17 protein-coding genes are annotated in these 19,544 nt (G+C 60.0%); 11 read left to right on the top strand and 6 right to left on the bottom strand.

The genetic code is table 11. The annotated features are described in order from the left end of the window. Window positions 1–4 precede the first annotated feature (4 nt). From KO539_RS04370 to KO539_RS04360, 3 genes are all read right to left on the bottom strand, one after another. Entirely contained in the window at window positions 5–1,192 is a 1,188-nt protein-coding gene (locus KO539_RS04370; RefSeq protein WP_219307514.1) for a tetratricopeptide repeat protein, read from the bottom strand. A 129-nt stretch (window positions 1,193–1,321) separates the two neighbouring features. Continuing rightward, a complete protein-coding gene (locus KO539_RS04365) occupies window positions 1,322–3,040 on the bottom strand; it encodes a methyl-accepting chemotaxis protein (RefSeq protein ID WP_219307512.1) in 1,719 nt (572 codons plus the stop codon). Window positions 3,041–3,161: 121 nt separating this feature from the next. Further along, entirely contained in the window at window positions 3,162–4,241 is a 1,080-nt protein-coding gene (locus tag KO539_RS04360; RefSeq protein WP_219307510.1) for a patatin-like phospholipase family protein, read from the bottom strand. A 203-nt stretch (window positions 4,242–4,444) separates the two neighbouring features. Here KO539_RS04360 and KO539_RS04355 point away from each other — a divergent pair, with 203 nt between their 5' ends. Next, entirely contained in the window at window positions 4,445–5,305 is an 861-nt protein-coding gene (locus KO539_RS04355; RefSeq protein WP_219307509.1) for a hypothetical protein, read from the top strand. Between the two features lie 70 nt (window positions 5,306–5,375). On the opposite strand, the gene tal is transcribed toward KO539_RS04355, so the two are convergent. Then, entirely contained in the window at window positions 5,376–6,311 is a 936-nt protein-coding gene (tal, locus tag KO539_RS04350) for a transaldolase (protein ID WP_035821310.1), read from the bottom strand. A 207-nt stretch (window positions 6,312–6,518) separates the two neighbouring features. Here tal and KO539_RS04345 point away from each other — a divergent pair, with 207 nt between their 5' ends. The 10 genes from KO539_RS04345 (at window position 6,519) to KO539_RS04300 (ending at window position 16,828) form a co-directional block, all read left to right on the top strand. After that, window positions 6,519–9,383: a type VI secretion system Vgr family protein gene (locus tag KO539_RS04345; RefSeq protein ID WP_219307507.1), complete on the top strand. Its 2,865-nt coding sequence runs from the start codon at window positions 6,519–6,521 to the stop codon at window positions 9,381–9,383. Between the two features lie 13 nt (window positions 9,384–9,396). Then, window positions 9,397–10,326 (top strand): DUF4123 domain-containing protein, encoded by a 930-nt coding sequence (locus KO539_RS04340; protein ID WP_219307505.1) that lies wholly within the window; start codon window positions 9,397–9,399, stop codon window positions 10,324–10,326. 40 nt (window positions 10,327–10,366) lie between these two features. After that, a complete protein-coding gene (locus KO539_RS04335; protein ID WP_219307503.1) occupies window positions 10,367–10,819 on the top strand; it encodes a DUF3304 domain-containing protein in 453 nt (150 codons plus the stop codon). Beyond that, window positions 10,770–12,986 carry a phospholipase effector Tle1 domain-containing protein gene (locus KO539_RS04330; protein ID WP_374106335.1) on the top strand — a complete coding sequence of 739 codons (2,217 nt, stop codon included), beginning with the start codon at window positions 10,770–10,772 and terminating at the stop codon, window positions 12,984–12,986. The genes KO539_RS04335 and KO539_RS04330 overlap by 50 nt, the downstream gene beginning before the upstream one ends. Before the next feature lie 38 nt (window positions 12,987–13,024). Beyond that, entirely contained in the window at window positions 13,025–13,477 is a 453-nt protein-coding gene (locus KO539_RS04325) for a DUF3304 domain-containing protein (protein WP_219307501.1), read from the top strand. A 272-nt stretch (window positions 13,478–13,749) separates the two neighbouring features. Next, window positions 13,750–14,202, top strand: a complete 453-nt coding sequence (locus tag KO539_RS04320; RefSeq protein ID WP_219307500.1) for a DUF3304 domain-containing protein — start codon at window positions 13,750–13,752, stop codon at window positions 14,200–14,202. 398 nt (window positions 14,203–14,600) lie between these two features. Beyond that, window positions 14,601–15,053 carry a DUF3304 domain-containing protein gene (locus KO539_RS04315; RefSeq protein ID WP_219307499.1) on the top strand — a complete coding sequence of 151 codons (453 nt, stop codon included), beginning with the start codon at window positions 14,601–14,603 and terminating at the stop codon, window positions 15,051–15,053. 108 nt (window positions 15,054–15,161) lie between these two features. Then, on the top strand, window positions 15,162–15,626 hold the full coding sequence (locus tag KO539_RS04310) for a DUF3304 domain-containing protein (RefSeq protein ID WP_219307498.1): 465 nt from the start codon (window positions 15,162–15,164) through the stop codon (window positions 15,624–15,626). Between the two features lie 147 nt (window positions 15,627–15,773). Then, window positions 15,774–16,226 (top strand): DUF3304 domain-containing protein, encoded by a 453-nt coding sequence (locus tag KO539_RS04305; protein ID WP_219307497.1) that lies wholly within the window; start codon window positions 15,774–15,776, stop codon window positions 16,224–16,226. A gap of 146 nt (window positions 16,227–16,372) precedes the next feature. Continuing rightward, window positions 16,373–16,828 (top strand): DUF3304 domain-containing protein, encoded by a 456-nt coding sequence (locus KO539_RS04300; RefSeq protein WP_219307496.1) that lies wholly within the window; start codon window positions 16,373–16,375, stop codon window positions 16,826–16,828. Between the two features lie 153 nt (window positions 16,829–16,981). On the opposite strand, the gene KO539_RS04295 is transcribed toward KO539_RS04300, so the two are convergent. Next, window positions 16,982–17,836 carry an SIS domain-containing protein gene (locus KO539_RS04295; RefSeq protein WP_034750862.1) on the bottom strand — a complete coding sequence of 285 codons (855 nt, stop codon included), beginning with the start codon at window positions 17,834–17,836 and terminating at the stop codon, window positions 16,982–16,984. An 86-nt stretch (window positions 17,837–17,922) separates the two neighbouring features. After that, on the bottom strand, window positions 17,923–19,395 hold the full coding sequence (gene zwf / locus KO539_RS04290) for a glucose-6-phosphate dehydrogenase (protein ID WP_034750861.1): 1,473 nt from the start codon (window positions 19,393–19,395) through the stop codon (window positions 17,923–17,925). Window positions 19,396–19,544 lie beyond the last annotated feature (149 nt).

Here is a 19,544-nt window from a genome sequence, read left to right as displayed (position 1 = left end):
TGCGCTAATGCGCGCTGGCGGCGCGCAGGCGCTGCAGCTTGGCCGCGTACAGCCCGTGCTCGCTGCGCGTGGTGCTGTTGTCCATCGCCAGTTCCAGCTGGCGTCCGGCCTGCGCCAGCTGTCCCATGCGCGCATATGCCTGCGCCAGCCAGAAGTGAAATTCATGGTAGTAGGGGTCGCGCGCGATCTCGCGCTTGAACAGGTGTGCCGCTTCCTGGTAGTCGGCCGTTTCCATGGCGCGCTGGCCCAGGTTGAAAAAGTGGAACGGCGGCTCTGGCTGCAGGGCCAGCAATTTGCGCCGCAGCAGCTGGGCTTCGCCCGCGCGGCCCAGGCCGTCGAGCGCCTGCGCCAGGTTGGACAGCAGCACGGGGTTTGAGGGCGAGCGTTCCAGTGCGTAAGCGAGCGTGCGCCGCGCCGGTTCGGTATCGCCGTGGCGCAGCTGGATGATGCCCAGGGTATTGAAGGAACCCGCAAACGTGGGGTCTTGCAGGATGGCGGCGCGCGCATACCAGTAGGCTTGATCGAGTTCGCCGCTGGCCATGGCTTCGGCGGCGCGATTGTTGAGGTACATGGCCACGATGGTTGCCTCGCGCACTTCCTGCGTGCGCTGGCCGACGAGGTCTTCGCCAGGCAGGAAGTCGATGAGCAGGATGGCATCGGAATCGTAGCCGACCGCATTGCTGAGGGGGCGGCGTTCCAGCGCGAGATTGACGTGGCCGGCGACGAAATACATGTCACCGCTGCGGCTCCAGCTCTCTTCGCCCAGGACCACCTGGTAACGTACTTCCAGCCCCATCTCCTTGGCCAGTGCCGCCGTCATCAGCACCAGCGACAGGCAATTGCCGCTGCGCGCATCGAACGCCTGCGCCGCCGTGCGCGTCATGGCGGCATCATATTCCAGCTGCAGCCCGGCCCGGTTGCGCAGGGCATCGGCCAGCGCGCGGCGGGGATTCTTGCTGCGCGCCTCGCGCGCGATATCGACACGCACGTAAAGCCGCATGGCGTCGCTCATGGCAAACGCCTGCTGCGGGTCGACCGGCACGGCCGGCGCGGCAAAGCTGGCATCGTTGAACAGGTCGGGTGGAGGCGGGGTGGCGGGCGCCGTGGCGCAGCCGACAAGGGCTGCGCACAGCAGCAAGGGGGACAGGAAGCCCAGGCGCAGCTGTTCGCTAACGCGGCGGATACTTTTCATGTTCGTGCTCCCGCAGAACGATGTCAGGCGCAACACGTATCGCTGCCGGTGGAGCGCCCTGCCACCTGAAGCCAGTATCCTCGCGCGCCACGGCGCTGTCAAACCCTTTTGACGGGTCCTGTTGCCAGCCTAAAACTCTTCCCAATCCTGCTCGCCAGCCACCTGCGCCTGGGGCTTGCGCGCGGCAGGCGCGCTCCTGGTCGCGATGCTGGGTTGCCTGGCGGTGGCGCTCCTGGCCGCCGGCTTGGCCAGCCGGGTGGGCGCCGGCCGCGCGGTGCGCACCGGCGCCGCCGCGGCCATGTGTTCGAGCTGGAAGCCGGCCGCCACTTGCGCCAGGCGCGCGGCCTGGTCCTGCATGCTTTCGGCCGCTGCCGCCGCTTCTTCCACCAGGGCCGCATTTTGCTGCGTCACCTGGTCCATCTGCGCGATGGCCTGGTTGACCTGGTCGATGCCCATGCTTTGCTCGGCGCTGGCGGCAGTGATTTCGGCCATGATGTCGGTGACCCGGCGCACGCTGTCGACCACTTCGCCCATGGTGTTGCCGGCCTGCTGCACCAGCCGCGTGCCGTTGTTGACCTGCTCCACCGAGTCGCCGATCAGGGTCTTGATTTCGCGCGCCGCCGCGGCCGAGCGCTGCGCCAGGCTGCGCACTTCCGTGGCGACGACGGCAAAGCCGCGCCCCTGCTCACCGGCGCGCGCCGCTTCGACGGCCGCGTTCAATGCCAGGATATTCGTCTGGAAAGCGATGCCGTCGATGACGCCGATGATGTCGACGATTTTCGTCGATGCCGTATCGATGGCGCCCATGGTGTCGACCACCTGGCTGACGATGCTGCCGCCCCGTTCGGCCACGCCGGAGGCGGCCACCGCCATCTGGTTGGCCTGGCGCGCATTGTCCGCATTCTGCTTGACGGTGCTGGTCAGTTCTTCCATCGACGACGCTGTCTCTTCCAGCGAACTGGCTTGCTGCTCTGTGCGTGCCGACAGGTCCTGGTTGCCGGCGGCGATTTCGCCCGACGCCGTGGCGATCGCATTGGTGCCCGTCTGCACTTCCGACACCACCTTGCGCAGTGCCTCGTTCATGCCGTGCAGCGCGCGCATCAGGTCGCCGATTTCATCGCTGGCGGGCGTGCCGAAATGCGTGCGCAAGTCGCCATCGGCCACCGTTTCGGCGACCTTCACGGCGGCCTTCAACGGTTGCGTGATCGAGCGCGTGATCAGCCACGCGCACACGCTGCCCAGCGCCACCACCAGCACGCACAAGGTCAGCAGCAGTGTGAAGCTGCGCCCGTTGGCCGCCTCGATCGCGTGCGCCGTGGCGTCGATGGCCTGGCGCTGCTGCGACAGCAGGGCCTTGACGTTGCTCTGGTATTTGGCGGCGGCCGGCGCGAAGCTGTCGCGGTAGGTGCTTTCCGCCTGTGCCGCGTCGCCGGCCTTGCGCGCATTCATCACCAGGGTCTTGGCGTCCTGGTATTTGACGCGCTCGGCGATGGACGATTTGAAGATGGCTTTTTCCTCGTCACTGTCGAGCAGCGCCTCGATTTTCTTCAGCAGTTCGCTGCCCTGTTTCGTGCTGTCGGCGATGGTGTCGGCAAACACGCTGGAGAGGGTTTCATCCGTGCTTTTGGCGATCATCGAGGTGCGCGCGATGGCCGAATAAATCAGCACGTACCAGTCCGAGACGAGGCGTTCCTTGGCCAGCGGTTTTTCCATCATTTGCCGCGTCGCTTCGGCATTCACGTGGGCGCTGTACAGCGCGTACGAGGTGGAGATCACGGACAGCAGCAGCACCAGCGCGAAGCCTGCAGCCAGGCGCGTGCCGATACGAAGGTGGGAGAGGGCGTGCATGGTTGGAGCTCCTGTCGCAGAGGGGATTTAATTGCCTGTGCGACATAGTATGCACTGATAAGTGACCAATAGGCGAGGGAAAAGCGCGCTTGTTTTGGCGCCTGTTGCAGTCTCGCCCGTGCTACAGATCGCCCGCCTGGCGCAGGTCGGGCTGCTCGGCCCAGCGGGCGAAGGCGGCCACCATGCGTTCGCTTTCCGCGATGGCGCGGCGCCAGTCGCGCATGCGCGACGCGTGGTCTTGCCCGTAATGGGGGAAGTCGCGCCGGTCCGGCAGTTTGCCGTTCGGCAGGCTGGCCACGAAGGCGGGCGAGGGCGAGACGAGGATCATGTTGTCGAGTGCGCTATCGCCGCTGCGCGCGCGGCGCCAGGGCATGGCCTTGTCCAGCCAGCCTGGCACGATATGGTCGGGGTCGGCAAAATGCGGGTACAGCACCAGATCCGGTTCGCGCTGGTAGGGTAGGTGCAAATGGTAGTCGACCAGGCCGCCGTCCCAGTAGCGCCCGGTTGGCGCGCCGGCGATGTCCGTCACGGCATCGAGCACCAGCGGGATGGAGCCGGAAGCGAGCAGCGCGTCGCGCAGGTTCTCTTGCGCCAGCGGCACGAAGTGGGAATGAAAGGCGTCGAAGCGCGAGCGCAGCCAGCTGGCGCCATCCGGCCCTGCATGGAACACGGTTCGTTCCAGCGAGGCGGCCAGGCGCGCGCGCGCCACGGCGTTGCCGGCGGCCGCCAGCAGGAAGCCGCGCCGGTCGCGCCATTTTCCCGGCTGCGCCAGCGCGCCGATGCCGCGCACGGCCAGCACCGACAGGCTGTGGCGCTCGTGCCGCAGCAGCTGCGCATCCTGGCCATCGAGGACGGCGTCGAGCAGGGCGCGGCAGGTGCGGCTGACGTGCGCCGCCTCGGGCTTGTCGGGATAGCGCTGGCCCACGTATGCGCGCACCAGGCGGCGCTGCGCGGCCACCGGGTCGGGGAACACGGCGGCGGCCATGCGCCAGGCGCCTATCGAGGCGCCGACGAAGTGGCGCGGGCGCGGCGCCTGCGCCAGAAAATCACCGAACAGCCAGCAATCGAGCTGATGCAGGATCAAGCCTTTCGGCCCGCCCGCGGCGGCAGGGACGATGGCGATGTCGCTCGCGCGCAAGCCGTTTTCGGCAATGCGGGCGCGGGCGCGGCGGCCCAGGCGGATGGTGATTGGTGATTGCATGAGTAGTCGTTGGCGGCCGGTAGCCAGGTATTTTACCGCCAGCGTGGCGCCACGACGCAGTCGCGCTCGTTATAGTCACATTGTTAGTATTAATAAATTTCTTTAAGGCAACCATTCTTTTGAGAAATGTTGCATAATATTGGACGTTGAATTTTTGGCATGTGCCAAGGATTCCTTATGTCTTGCTTTTTTATTGGAATCGTATGCAACTGAATCACGCTTTTGTTCTGACCCTGATCGCCGCTTCGCTCGCCGCTTGCGGTGGCGGCGGTTCGTCTTCCCCATCCGACACGTCGGTTGCCGTGAATTCGGCCAAGCCTGCCGATCCGGTAGCGCCCGTCGTTCCAGTCGTTCCCGCCGTGCCGGCGGCCACTGGCGAAAACACGGGCACCGTCAGCGCACGTTTCGTCAATGGCGACAACAGCCGCTACGTCTTTACGTCGATCGGCTTGCAGGGTAATGGCAAGGCCAGTCTGCTGGTACAGGATGCCTCCGGCGCCTTGAGCAATATCGGCGGCATCGTCCTGACGGGCAATCCGGCCGTGACGCGTGAAATCAGCGGCGACGCCAGCTTTGCGCAGGGACGCTGGTTCAAGGGCTCATTCAGCAATAGCTCTGGCGCCACTACGTTGAGCGGCAACAATGCCAGTGCGCATTACGTCGCTTATAACGTGCTCGCCGCACTGCCAGCGACCGGCACGTTCTCCTGCGATGCCGGCATGTTCACGGCGCCAAGCTATACGGGTGGCAGCAGCGTCTCGTCGACAGCTTACTTTGGTACCGTCAGCGGCAATGCCAGCATGTCCTTCGATGCCTCCGGCGCCAAAATAGCGCTGACCGTCGACGCCAGCGCAGGTGGCAGCACGGGCAAAGTAACGGCTTCGACGACCATGGCTTCGGCCGCGTCGAGCAGCATCACCGGCGGCTACCTGTCGAATGGCACGGGCGCGCAGCTGATGCTGGGCGACGGCGGCGCTGGCCGCTATCTGCTGATCGCCGCTTACAAGGCGCAACTGGCAAATGGCGCCAATTACCAGGGCGTGGCCACCTTCCGCTGCTCCTGATCACGCGGGCATGAAAAAAGCGGCGCCGTGCACTGCACGGACGCCGCTTTTTTGCGGTGAGGATCAGCGATTAACGCAGTGCCGCGACCATCTGTTTCAGCTTGCCGGAATCGACGCAGAAGGCGCGGATGCCTTCGGCCAGTTTTTCCGTCGCCATCGCGTCTTCATTCATCATGAAGCGGAAGGCTTCCTCGTTCAGCGACATTTGCACGATGTTGGTCGACGGCGCCGCTTCGGCGCTCAGCTTGCGTTCCACCGGCGCATCGCTGTCGGCCAGCTTTTGCAGCAGGTCGGGGCTGATGGTGAGCAGGTCGCAGCCGGCCAGTTCGAGGATTTGCGACGTGTTGCGGAAGCTCGCGCCCATCACCTCGGTCTTGTAGCCGAACTTGCGGTAGTAATTGTAGATGCGGCGGACCGATTGCACGCCCGGATCTTCCGCGCCCATGTAGTCGATGCCCGTCGATTTCTTGTACCAGTCGTAGATGCGGCCGACGAACGGCGAAATCAGCTGCGCGCCCGCTTCGGCGCAGGCGATGGCCTGGGCCAGCGAGAACAGCAGGGTCATGTTGCAGCGGATGCCTTCCTTTTCCAGGATGGCGGCGGCGCGGATGCCTTCCCAGGTGGAGGCGATCTTGATCAGCACGCGCTCGCGGGCAATGCCCGCGTTCGAATACAGGGCGATCAGGTCGCGGCCCTTGGCGACAGTACCTTCCGTGTCGAACGACAGGCGCGCATCGACTTCGGTGGAGACGCGGCCGGGGATGGTTTGCAGGATTTCCACGCCAAAGGCGATCAGCAGGCGGTCGATGATTTCGGCGGTCGAGGCGTTCGGATGGTCGCGCACGGCCTTTTCCAGCAGCGGCTTGTATTCATCCTTTTGCACGGCCTTCAGGATCAGCGACGGATTCGTCGTCGCATCGCGCGGCGTGTAAGCCTGGATCGATTGGAAGTCGCCGGTGTCGGCCACCACGGTAGTAAATTGCTTCAGTTGTTCGAGTTGGTTCATGGCTGCACGGGAAAGAGTGAATGGGCTTGCCGGAGTATTGTACCGAATCCATTGCCCGAAGCATCGACTATTGTCTTCCCCGCGCACTACTTGTTCAATTGAATCTTGCTTTTTTGAGAACTCGCGCATAATTGCCTGGACTTGTTTATTTTGCACATTGTTTTGATAAGCAATGTGTGATGCCACTTTCCAGATGAAGAGCATCCTTTGACACAAGATATCGTTAGCGCGGTAGCCGCCTTCAATGGTGCGACGCGTCTGTATGCATTGTCCATCGGCGATGATGGACAGGACGGCGGCTTGCTGGTCGAAGCCTTCGCCGCCGATGACCGGCTGCAGGCGGTTGGCGCGCGCGAGATTATCGCCTTGTCCACCAACGCCCATGTTGCGCTGGCCTCCCTGCTGGGCCAGCCTGCCAGCCTGCATATCAGCCTGGCCGACGGCACGCGCACGCAGTTTCCCGGCTATATCAGCGCAGCGGCCATGCTGGGCAGCAATGGCGGCCTGGCGCGCTACCGCTTGCGCATCACGCCCTGGCTGTGGCTGCTGACGCAAGTGCGTAACAGCCGCGTATGGCAAGACCGTAGCGTGACGGCTATCGTCGACGAGGTATTGCAAGCCTATGCGCCGCATGCCCTGTGGCAATGGAGCGACGAGGTGGCGCAGTGCATGCGGCAGGCGGGCGAGCGCAGCTATTGTTGCCAGTACCGTGAATCGGACTACGATTTCGTGCGCCGGCTGCTGACGGAAGAGGGCATCGCCTGGCGCTTTGAGGCGCACACGCTGATTTTGTTCGCCGACAGCAGCCAGCCCTGCGCCACGCCCGAGGACGCCAGCAGCGCGCAAGACGGCGGCTTGCGCTTTCATGGCGCCAGGGCCGGCGAAGCGAGCGACAGCGTGCAAGCGCTGTGCGCGCGGCGCAGCCTGCACGTCGGGCTGAGTAGCGTGCTGAGCTACGATTACAAGGCCAAGAAGGCGGTCGCCGCCAGCGTGCCGACGAATCTGGCCATCGGCGGCAAGCATGCCCCCGTGCTGGAAAGTTACGATACGCCGGGCCAGTACTGGTATGCGAATGGCGCGCAGGCACAGCACTATGCCGCGTTGCAGATGCAGTCGCGCGAAGCGCGCGCCCAGTTGTGGCAGGCGCGCTCGACGGTACGCACCCTGCGCGCCGGCACGCGGTTCACCCTGACGCAGGGGCCGTTGCCGCAGGTCGACGGCGCCGCGTCCGACTATGTCGTGCTCCGCGTGGCCAGCATCGGCATCAACAACCTGCCGGCGCCCGCGTCGCAGGCGCTGGCAGAACTGTTCGGCCCAGTGCCCGAACTGCTGCAAGAAGCCATGCCTGGCCTGGGCGACGGCTTTGCCGACTTTGCCGCCGCGATTGCCCAGGCGAAAGCCAGCGGTTACGCCAACTGCATCGAGATGCTTGCCGCAGCAACGCCATGGCGCCCCGTGCATGACGGCGGCGACGCGCGCCACCACCCAAAACCGACGGCTTGCGGCAGCCAGAGCGCCATCGTCGTCGGCGCCGACGGCGGCACCAGCGCCAGCGGCGGCAGCGAAATCCATTGCGACAAGCTGGGCCGGGTGCGCATCCGTTTCCACTGGCAACTTGACGGCAGCGCCACCTGCTGGGTGCGCGTGGCGCAGCGCTCGGCCGGCGGCGGCATGGGCAGCCAGTTCCTGCCGCGCATCGGCCAGGAAGTGCTGGTCCAATTCCTGGAAAACGATATCGACCGGCCCATCATCGTCGGCGCCCTGTACAACGGGCAAGGCGAGGGCGGCGTCGCGCCCACGCCGGGCGGCATCACGGACAAGCCCGCGGACGCCAGCGTCTTCGAGCCGGCGCGCGACCATGCGTCATCGGCGCAGGGCAACGTGGCCGGCGGTAACAGCCCGCTCTGGCATGGCGCGGCTGGCGGCAGCGCCGGTCACCGCAACGGCGCGGCGCAATGGGGCATCCGCAGCAAGGAATTCGGCGCCGCCGGCTCCGGCTCTGGCTACAACCAGTTGCTGTTCGACGATACCGACCAGCAGGGGCGCATCCAGCTCAAGAGCAGCCATGCGGCAAGCGAACTCAATCTTGGCCACCTGATCCATGCGGCCGACAATTACCGGGGCAGCCTGCGCGGCACGGGCGCCGAGCTGCGCACGGACGCTTACGGTGCCGTGCGGGCCGGCGCCGGCCTGCTCATTTCCAGCTACCTCGTCAACCACGACGCGCAGGCGCGCGATCCGGCCGGCGACAATGCACCGGGCATGGTCTTGCTCAAGCAGGCCGCCAAGCTGGGTGCAACCTTCAGCGCCGCCGCCGTCACCCACAAGACGGTCGCGTATGCCAGCCACCTGGGCCCGGCCAAGGCGAATGCCAGCGTGCTCGACGAAAAGGCGGCGCCCTTGCCAGCGTTCCTGACCAGCGTTTCCGGCATGCTGAGCCAGGAAAATACGGCCGCCGCCAGGAGCGACGCAGCGGGCAAGCCGACCAGTCCCGGCGACGACAAGCTGCCGCACAGCAGCGACGCCATCATCGCCATCGCCGCCCGCGCCGGCCTGGGCGTGCTGGCGGGCCAGGATATCCAGCTGGTCAATGGCGAAACCACCTCCCTGATGAGCGGCCAGGACACCCAGTTCGTCGGCGGCGGCCAGTTGCGCGTGCACAGCGGCCAGGCTATCGGCGCGCTGGCCGGCGTCGTCAAGGCGGGCGAGAACAATATCGGCCTGCAACTGATCGCCGCCAAACAAGCCATCGACCTGCAGGCGCAGGCCGACGTGCTCAACGTGCAGGCGCGCGAGGAAGTCAATATCGTCAGCGCCGCCGCGCACATCGACTGGGCGGCGGCGAAAAGCATCCGCCTGTCGACGGCGGGCGGGGCGAATATCACCATCGAGGGCGGCAACATCACCGTGCAGTGCCCGGGCAAGATCACGGTGCATGCCGGCAAGAAGAGTTTTATCGGGCCGGAACGGCTCGCTTATCCATTGCCGGCGCTGCCTGCCAGCGTCTGCAAGGCGTGCCTGTTGGCAGCGTTGCGTAGCGGCAGCCCGTTTGTCGCGCCCACGGCAGCCTAGAAAAGGAATCCTGATGTACTTTGCCATCAATCTTCCCGACCCTGCAGTTCCAGCGCTGATCGCGCAGCAACTGCAGGCCTTGCGCACGGAGGCGGCGGTGGCGAACGGCGGCCAGCCCTTGCATTTGCTGGCGCTGCTCGACGGCGCCTGCGATGAGGAGTTTTTCACCAAGCGCTACCCGAGCCGTTTGCGGCGCCAGTCGCTGTATGCGCACACCTCGCTGCAAAACTTCAAGAGCGCCGCACCGCATTTAATGGCGGCGCCATCGACAAGCAGCGAGCAGGCCGAGTGGCTGCAGCGCCTGTTTTCGCTGTGTGCAGGCAAGCCCATGCTCAGCATCATCGCCAGCACGCTCGATATCGACCAGCTGGAGCAGCATCTGCGCCCCTATTTGATTGCCATCACGCCAGATACCGTCGAATGGCCCGTGCGCTGGGCCGATAGCCGCACATTGCCGGCCTTGCTGGCAGCCTTGACTGAAACGCAGTCCGCGCATTTGCTGAGCCCCATCTACCACTGGTGGTCGCTGCGGCGCGATGGTTCGCTGATCAGTTGGCAGGGCGAGGCGCAGCCCAGTCCCGTCCCTGCGGAGTTTGATAAATTCCCCCTCGGCGACGCCGCCTTCGCCGCCCTGGTGGATAGCGCCGAAGCCGACGCCATCCTTGCCAACCTGCATGATGTGCAGCCGGATCTGTTTCATTCCGGTACCCCGGCCCAGTGCCACGCGCGCGTGGCGCGTCATTTGTTTGTGGCAAACGCCAGCGGCATCGAGGCGGCTGGCCAGCGTCAGCATTTCAGCGCCCTGGCCTTGATGCTGGCCGATGATTTCACCTTGCATCCTGCGATGGCCAGCCTGTTGCGGCGCACGCGCCAGGGTGCGAATTACCTGTCCGAGCTCGACACGCTGCCCGACGATTTCTGGCAGGCGCGCTCGGCTGCCTAGCCATGTTCATTCAACTGCTTACTTTGATAAAAGGAAAATCATGAAATGGATTATGTATCTTGGCACTGTCTTGCTGCTGAGCGGTTGCGCCCTCAAGGCCAGGCAGGTTGAGCAAGTCGGCCCAAGTCCTACCGCGACGGCGCAGGTGGGTATTGTCAACCATACGGGGAAGTATATTTATTCCGCATCGGTTGATGGGGCGGGAGGAGCCAATATGGCCAGGTGGGGAGCGGGGGGAGCCGAAGTTTGCTGCGCCTCTATCCCGAGAGTGTGGTATCCGGGAATGATGGTGCTGGTGCGGTGGGATATGCCGGATGGACTAAAACATATTATTAAAGAAAAAATGGTGGAAGTGGAAAAATACGATAGGCCAGGAGATATCTATATGCATTTTTTTCCTGATGACAAGGTGAGAGTGGTTGTGTCAAATGTGGACGGCGATAGTGAAAATCATCCTATTCTTCATTCCGGAAAACCTGCGAATATTCCTTGATATTATGATTAGTGAAACTCCTACTTCCGCGCCGTTTCCTGTCGATTTTTTTCTTGATCCATCGGCGCTTGAGCAATCCAAGATTGCTAAGATATTGTGTAAAAATAAATATGAGGCGCCGTGTAGTATTCCAGTGATGCTTGGGATTTTCTTTGATGGAACCAATAACAACCTGGAGCGCGATAAAAATGGGATTAGAACAGGCGTGATTGATCCGAGAACAAAGAAGCCCATAGCGATAAATAATGTTGTGGTAGACCCCAATGATGCCAGTCATAGCAATGTGGCACGTTTATTTTCTGCTTTTCCATCTGATAAGCGGGGTGCCGGGTATTACCGATATTACATTCCTGGCGTGGGAACGCCATTTAAGGAAATTGGTGAACTGACTGAGTCTGATGAGGGGAAGGCTTTTGCCAAAGGAGGGCAACCACGCATTATATGGGGGTTGTTGCAGGTTTTAAATGCAGTTCATCGGACTCTTGTCGGTAAGTTACTGTACGAATCAGATAAGGCTGGCGAGCTTGCCCGTACTTATGATAATGCCGTAGGCCACAAAAAGGTGCTGCATCCCTCAACCGGCAGGGAGCGCTTCATGACTCACTCGGACTGGTTCGCTGAGCATATTGAAAAACTAAGGGAGGCGATGGCGGCACGGCCCAAGCCGCATATCCCATCGCTGACCCTGTCCGTGTTCGGTTTTTCGCGGGGCGCCGCCGAGGCGGTGGCGTTTTGCCAGCTGTTTGCCGATTTGCTCAAGCCGGGCGAGAAGGGGCCGGAGTTTGCCGGTATCCTTGCCAGCATCGATTTTCTTGGCGTATTCGACACGGTGGCAACCGTGGGCAGCTCGGCGTCTGTAGCGAAAACCACGATCGCGCCTGGTGCGATGTTCGATGGCCATTGGGCCTGGGCCAATGAATTGCTCAAGCCGTTGCCATCCTGCGTCCAGGCAGGTCTGCATTGTATTGCCACGCATGAGCAGCGCATGAATTTTCCCGTCACGCGCCTGGAAGGGAAAATCGAGGAAGTATATTTTCCTGGCGTGCACTCCGATGTCGGGGGCGGCTATGGTCCGGGCGAGCAGGGAAAGGGACGCGGCGGACAAGCGGCCTTGCTGTCGCAAATCCCGCTGGCGCATATGTTCAAGGAGGCGCGCCTCAAGGGAGTACCCTTGATACCGTTCAGTGAACTGGAGGCTACGGACCAAGTTGATTTCCAGGTCAGTCAAGAGCTTGCCAAGGCATGGGAAGCATATACCGCCGAGCTTAACAAGCAAGGCGGTTTGCTGAGCAAGCACATGGAGCTGTATTACCGCTGGCGCGCCGTGCGCGTCAAGACCCTGGAGGCCACAGCCAGCTTCAAGGCGGCCAATGCGCAAGAGCGGGAGGATCTGGGGTCCTACAACCGTTTGCTGGCAGGCGATCTGGAAGCGCTGCGCGCGCGCAAAGCCTTCCTTCATGGCGATGAGGGGCAACCGTTCAGCGCCCGGGACATTGCGCGCATCAATCACTGGCAATACTATCGCGCCCAAAATCACATCTCCTTGGATGATTGGGAAGCATGGGCGCTCGACATATTCGATCACCCCAAACCGCTGCCGCCCGAAGTGATGCGTTTTTTTGACGACTATGTGCATGATTCCCTGGCCGGCTTTTATATGGCAGGCGAAGTGACGGAATACGACAAGCGGGCCAGGATCGCCTCGTTCGCCGATAAACCGCCTAAAGACGGCTTTTATAAACGCGTATATGAGCTCAGCCGAAAGACGGAAGCCGCGCAACTGAAACAGAAGAATGGCGAAGCATTGACGCCAGAAGAGGAAGCACTGGTCAAGGAAGCGCAGTATGGCACTCCCTATCCGATCCGTACGGATGCCGACAGCGCCGACATGCGTAGCAGGCTGATCACCACGCAAACCTATACACGGCGCGAGGGTGGCGGCTATATCTTGCGCCGAGGCTATTACCCGCAAAGTGGTTTCTTCCGGAAAAGCGTGCACGAGAAGGAGCTGCAACGCATGCCGACGGCCGGCATCGAGGCGAAAGAAGCACCCGAAGAATTTGTGTGGAGCGAAAACTTAACACAGGATATTGCGCAAGCCAAAGCCGATGAAGAGATTTACCTGGCGCAGCAGCGCTACGCAACGCGTGCCGAGGCGCTCGCATAGGGGGTGATTTCAGCGCGACTGGAGCCGAAAGGAAAATCATGAAATGGATTATTTATCTTGCCACTGCCTTGCTGCTGAGCGGTTGTGCTCTCAAGGCCCGGCAGCTTGAGGAAGCCGGCCCAAGTCCGACCGCGACAGCGCAGGTGGGTATTGTGAACCATACCGGTAAGTATATTTACTCAGCATCGGTGGATGGGGCGGGAGGGGGAAATATGGACAAATGGGGGGCGGGAGGTGCAAATATCTGCTGTACATCTATCCCGAGAGTATGGCATTCAGGAATGAACGTCTTGGTGCGGTGGGATATGCCTGAAGGGCATACGCATATTGTTAAAGAAAAAGTGGTGGAAATTGAAAGATATGACAGGCCTGGAGATATTTATATGCACTTTTTTGAGAATGATGAGGTGAGAGTTGTTGTATCGAATGATGCAGGATATGGAAAAGATCATCCGATTCAACACACGGCTAATCCATCGACTAAAAAATGAATCCTTAGGATTAAAGCACCACCTTCCAAGGCTACGATTCCTGTCGATGTTTTCTTAAAGCCAGACGTGCTTGATCAGCCAAAAAATGCTCAAGGTGCATGTGGCGTGGCGTCAGACGCACCGTGTAGCATAGCTGGCCAGCCAGTTGCGGCGGACGCGCCAGGGTGCGAATTACCTGTCCGAACTCGACACGTTGCCCGACGATTTCTGGCAGGCGCGATCAGCTGCCTAGCTTTGTTCATTCAACTGCTTACTTTGATAAAAGGAAAATCATGAAATGGATGATTTATCTTGGCACTGCCTTGCTGCTAAGCGGCTGTGCGTTCAAGGCCAGGCAGGTTGAGGAAGCCGGTCCAAGTCCTACCGCGACAGCGCAGGTGGGTATCGTGAACCATACGGGCAAATATATTTATTCTGCGTCGGTGGATGGGGCGGGAGGGGGGAATATGGCCAGATGGGGGGCGGGGGGAGCAAATATTTGCTGCACATCGATTCCCCGTGTATGGCATCCAGGAATGAATGTCTTGGTGCGGTGGAATATGCCTGAAGGTCATACTGACGTCATTAAAGAAAAAATGGTTGAAATTGAAAAATATGACAGGCCAGGAGATATCTATATGCACTTTTTTGAGAATGATGAGGTGAGAGTTGTTGTGTCGAATGATGCAGGATATGGGAAAGATCATCCGATTCAACACACGGCTAATCCATCGACTAAAAAATGAATCCTTAGGATTAACAACACCTAACAAAACCGTAGCGAGCGGAAGGAAGTTGCGGTTGAGAAGCGCAACTTTACGAAGGTATAGTGAGCATCGCAGACCGCAAATTACGACGCGCAGTAGGTTTTGATAGGTGTTCTAAAGCACCACCTTCCAAGGCTATGATCCCTGTCGATGTTTTCTTAAAGCCAGACGTGCGTGATCAGCTAAAAAAATGCTCAAGGTACATGTGGCGTGGCGGCAGACGCATTGTGTTGCATAGCTGGCCAGCCTGTTGCGGCGCACGCGCCAGGGTGCGAATTACCTGTCCGAGCTCGACACGCTGCCCGACGATTTCTGGCAGGCGTGCTCGGCTGCCTAGCCTTCTTCATTCAACTGCTTACTTTGATAAAAGGAAAATCATGAAATGGATTATGTATCTTGGCGCTGCCTTGCTGTTGAGCGGCTGTGCCTTCAAGGTCAGGCAGGTTGAGCAAGCCGGCCCAAGTCCTACCGCGACGGCGCAGGTGGGTATTGTGAATCATACGGGGAAGTATATTTATTCCGCATCGGTGGATGGGGCGGGAGGGGGGAATATGGCCAGATGGGGGGCGGGGCTTGCCAATATTTGCTGCACATCCATTCCTCGTGTGTGGTATCCGGGAATGAAAGTCCGGGTGCGGTGGAATATGCCTGAAGGGCATACCGATGTTGTCAAAGAAAAAATGGTGGAAGTGGAAAAATACGATGAGCCGGGAGATATCTATATGCACTTTTTCCCCAATGACGAGGTGAGAGTTGTCGTGTCAAATGCTGGAGGGGGTGCAAAAACGCATCCTATTCTTCACTCCGGAAAACCTGCCACTATTCCTTGATGGGATGATCGATAAAATTTCCATTTCTGGGGCGCTTTCCAGTATTTTTTCTTAATCGGTCGACGCTTGATCGATCCAATTAGCCATTGGTCTTATATGATGAAAATTATGAAACGGATTATTTTTTTTGGTGGTGTTTTGTTTGCTGCCTTGCTGCTGAGCGCTTGCGGCCTCAAGACCAGGCAGCTTAAGGACACCGGCCCACGTCCTACGGCAGGGGCGCAGGTAGGTATTGTGAACCATACAGGGGAATTTATTTACTCCGCATCGGTGGATGGGGCGGGAGGCGCCAATATGGCCAGATGGGGAGCGGGGGGAGCCGAGGTTTGTTGTACTTCTATTCCGCGAGTGTGGTATCCAGGAATGATGGTGCTGGTCCGGTGGGATATGCCGGATGGACTAAAACATATTATTAAAGAAAAAATGGTGGAAGTGGAAAAATACGATGAGCCTGGCGATATCTATATGCATTTCTTCCCCAATGATAAGGTGAGGGTTGTCGTGTCAAATGCTGGAGGGGGGGCAAAAACTCATCCTATTCTTCACTCCGGAAAACCTGCCAATCTTCCTTGATAGGATGATCGATAAAATTTCCATTTCTGGACCGCTTCCGAGCACTTTTTCTTGAAGCATCGACGTGTTGATAGTCCGCTATTTTCTATTGCCGTATATGACAGTAAAGTAGAAAAACTACGTAGCATTTTTTTCAAGGTGAAAAGCATGAAATGGATGATTTATCTTGGCACTGCCTTGCTGCTGAGCGGTTGCGGCCTCAAGGCCAGGCAGGTTGAGCAAGCCGGGCCAAGTCCGACCGCGACGGCGCAGGTGGGTATTGTGAATCATACGGGGAAGTATATTTATTCCGCATCGGTGGATGGGGCGGGAGGGGGGAATATGGCCAGATGGGGGGCGGGGCTTGCCAATATTTGCTGCGCATCTATTCCTCGAGTGTGGCATCCGGGTATGAAAGTCTTGGTGCGTTGGAATATGCCTGAGGGGCATACCGACGTTGTCAAAGAAAAAATGGTGGAAGTGGAAAAATATGATAGACCAGGAGATATTTATATGCATTTTTTTGAGAATGACGAGGTGAGAGTGGTTGTGTCAAATGCTGGAGGGCCTAGCAAAATTCATCCTATTCTTCACTCCGAAAAACCTGCCAATCTTCCTTGATAAGATGATCGATAAAATTCCATTTCTGGGCCGCTTCCGAGCACTTTTTCTTGAAGCATCCACGTGTGGACAGTCCCCTATTTTCTATTGCCGTATATGGCAGTAAAGTAGAAAAGCCACGTGGCATTTTTTGCAAGGTGAAAATCATGAAATGGATGATTTATCTTGGCACTGCCTTGCTGCTGAGCGGCTGCGGCATCAAGGCCAGGCAGGTTGAGCAAGCCGGGCCAAGTCCTACCGCGACGGCGCAGGTGGGTATCGTCAATCATACTGGAAAATATATTTATTCCGCGTCGGTGGATGGGGCGGGAGGTGCCAATATGGCCAGATGGGGAGCGGGAGGACCTGAAGTTTGCTGTGCCTCCATTCCGAGAGTGTGGTATCCGGGAATGATGGTGCTGGTGCGGTGGGATATGCCGGATGGACTAAAACATATTATTAAAGAAAAAATGGTGGAAGTGGAAAAATACGATGAAACGGGAAGTATCTTTATCCATTTTTTTCCAAACGATGAAGTTCGGGTTGTGGTTTCAATTTATCCCGGTTATAGCACTGCTCATCCGATACGCCACTATGGGAAACCAAAGGATCCCAATTCTTAGACAAGGATGGTGGGCTGATTTTTCGATGCAAAGGCTGCCATGGCGTGTACCGGTTCCTCTTGTGAAATCAAGGAAGAGACATCCCGGTCGAATGGAGACGTTTGGATAAGGAGCGGCTCCGGCGATGCTGGAGCCGGCAGGGTATCAGCCAGATCAGCCGATGAAGGAGTCGAACTGCATGTCGAATTCCTGCAGCGCCTTCTGTGCATTTTGCATTTTCTTGCGGAACTCCGGTCCCCGTTGCAGGGCCAGGCCCACGGCCAGCACGTCGATCACGACCAGGTAGGCCAGGCGCGCGGAAATCGGCGTGTAGGGGTCGGTGTTGAAGACCAGGTCGATCGGGATCAGCACGGTTGCCAGGTCGGCCAGCGGCGTGCCCGATGGGGCCAGCACGACGACGTCGGCGCCGCCGCGGCGCGCCAGTTTCACGGAACGCACGAGGGCGGGGCTGTTGCCGCGCTGCGAGATGGCCACCAGGCAGTCGCCGCCGCGCAGCAGGGCCGCCGCGATGCTGTGGATGTTCGGATCGCTGTAGGCCACCGTCGGCACGCCCGAGCGGAAGAACTTGTGCTGCGCGTCGGCCGCCACGATGCCCGATGTGCCCTGGCCATAGAATTCGATCTTGCTGGCGCGTGACAGGATGTCGAGCGCGCGCTGGATCGCTTCCGGGTTCAGGTTGTTGCGCAGGTCGAGCAGGGTGTTGATCGAGCGGCTGCAGATTTTATTCACCAGGTCGGCCGCCAGGTCGTCCTGCGCCGGCTGCTCGTTCGCACCCGGCATGGCCAGGGCCAGGCCCTGCGCCAGCTTCAGCTTGAATTCATGCCAGCCGTCATAGCCCAGGGTGCGGCAAAAGCGCACCACGGTCGGTTCCGACACCTGCGCGCTTTTCGCCAGTGCAGTGATGTTCTGGCTGACTGTCTGGTTAGGCTGGTCAAGCACGGCCAGCGCGACCTTCTTCTCCGACTTGGAGAGCGAATCGAGCTGGGTGCGGATGGAATCAAGCAGCATCAGGGTAGTCTTCTGGTAGGTGTTCAGGAGTGTAGGGATAATAGGTAAAAGGCCTGCCCATCTGCGGGCAGGCCCTGTTTTGCCTGTTAATCCTCGGGTAATGCCTCTTCACGCCACTGCAAGCCATCGCGGCCGATCAGGGCGCTGGCGGCCGCAGGGCCCCAGGTGCCGGCCGTGTACGGAATCGGCGCGCTGTCGTTCTGTTCCCAGTTGTCTAGAATCGGCTCGACCCATTCCCAGGCCGCTTCCAGTTCGTCGCCGCGCATGAACAGGGTCAGCTGGCCGCGCAGGACGTCGAGCAGCAAACGCTCGTAGGCGTCCATGCGCGGGGTCTTGAACGATTCGCGGAAGTCGAGTTCCAGTTCCGCCGGTTTCAAGCGCATGCCGTCGCCCGGGGTTTTCGCCATCAAATTCATGCGCAAGCCTTCGTCCGGCTGCAAACGGATCACCAGGCAGTTCGGCTGGAAGCTCGACGTGGGCTGGTTGAAGATCGAGTGCGGGATCTGCTTGAAGCGCACGACGATCTCGGCCAGGCTGTCGGCCATGCGCTTGCCCGTGCGCAGGTAGAACGGCACGCCGGCCCAGCGCCAGGTGTCGATTTCCGCCTTCAGGGCAACGAAGGTTTCGGTGCGCGAATGTTCCGGCGCATCCGGTTCGTCGCGGTAGCTCGGCACGGTGGCGCCGTCGACGTGGCCGGCGCGGTACTGGCCGCGCACGATGTTTTGCGCCAGGGTGGTGGGCGTGAATTTTTTCAGCGAGCGCAACACTTGCAGCTTTTCATCGCGCACGGCGTCCGGCGCGATCGAGGTCGGCGGTTCCATGGCGACGATGCACAGCAGTTGCAGCAAGTGGTTTTGCAGCATGTCGCGCAGTGCGCCCGAGGTATCGTAGTAACCCATGCGGTTGCCCACGCCCAGCTTTTCGGCGATGGTGATCTGCACGTCGGAAATCCATTCGCGGCGCCACAGCGGTTCAAACAGGATGTTGCCGAAGCGCAGGGCCAGCAAGTTCTGCACGGTTTCCTTGCCCAGGTAATGGTCGATACGGTAGATCTGCGATTCCTGGAAGACCTTGCCCACTTCGGCATTGATCTGCTTGGCGCTGGCCAGGTCGCGGCCCAGCGGCTTTTCCAGCACCACGCGCGAATTCGGCGTCACCAGGCCATTGTCTTCCAGGTTGTCGCAGATGAGGGCGAACAGATGCGGCGGCGTCGCCAGGTAGTACACGCGCGTCAGGTCGGCATCGCCGCGCAGTGCTTCGACCAGCGGCGCGTACGTGGCCGCATCGCTGGCGTTGAGCGACACATACACGATGCGCGCGCAAAATTTGCTCCAGGTGGCGGCATTCAGGGTGCTGGCCTTGATATGGGGACGCGAGTTGGTCTCTACCATCTTCAGGAAGGCATCCTGGCCGCTGTCCTGGCGGCCCACACAGATGATGCGCGCCGTCGGCGGCAAATCGTTCGCGACGTCGCGCGCATACATTGCAGGCAACAACTTGCGCATTGCTAAATCGCCGCTGCCGCCAAACAGGACCAGGTCAAAATCGGTAAGTGCCATAAGTGAGTGTCGTCGCAAAAGTAAAAGGGCCGGAGCGGGGAGAAAGCCGACCGGAAGTGCCAGTCTGTCGCTACTATAATCGATGGTGTAAATTTACTACGTAGAACCGGCAATTGCAAGAAATTTTACTACATTCCATCGGCTGCCGT

Origin of the sequence: Janthinobacterium sp. NKUCC06_STL (assembly GCF_019345455.1) — a bacterium.
GTDB lineage: Bacteria > Pseudomonadota > Gammaproteobacteria > Burkholderiales > Burkholderiaceae_D > Janthinobacterium > Janthinobacterium rivuli.
Note: the sequence above shows the minus strand (reverse complement) of the source record. Positions and strands in the feature narration are given on the sequence as shown.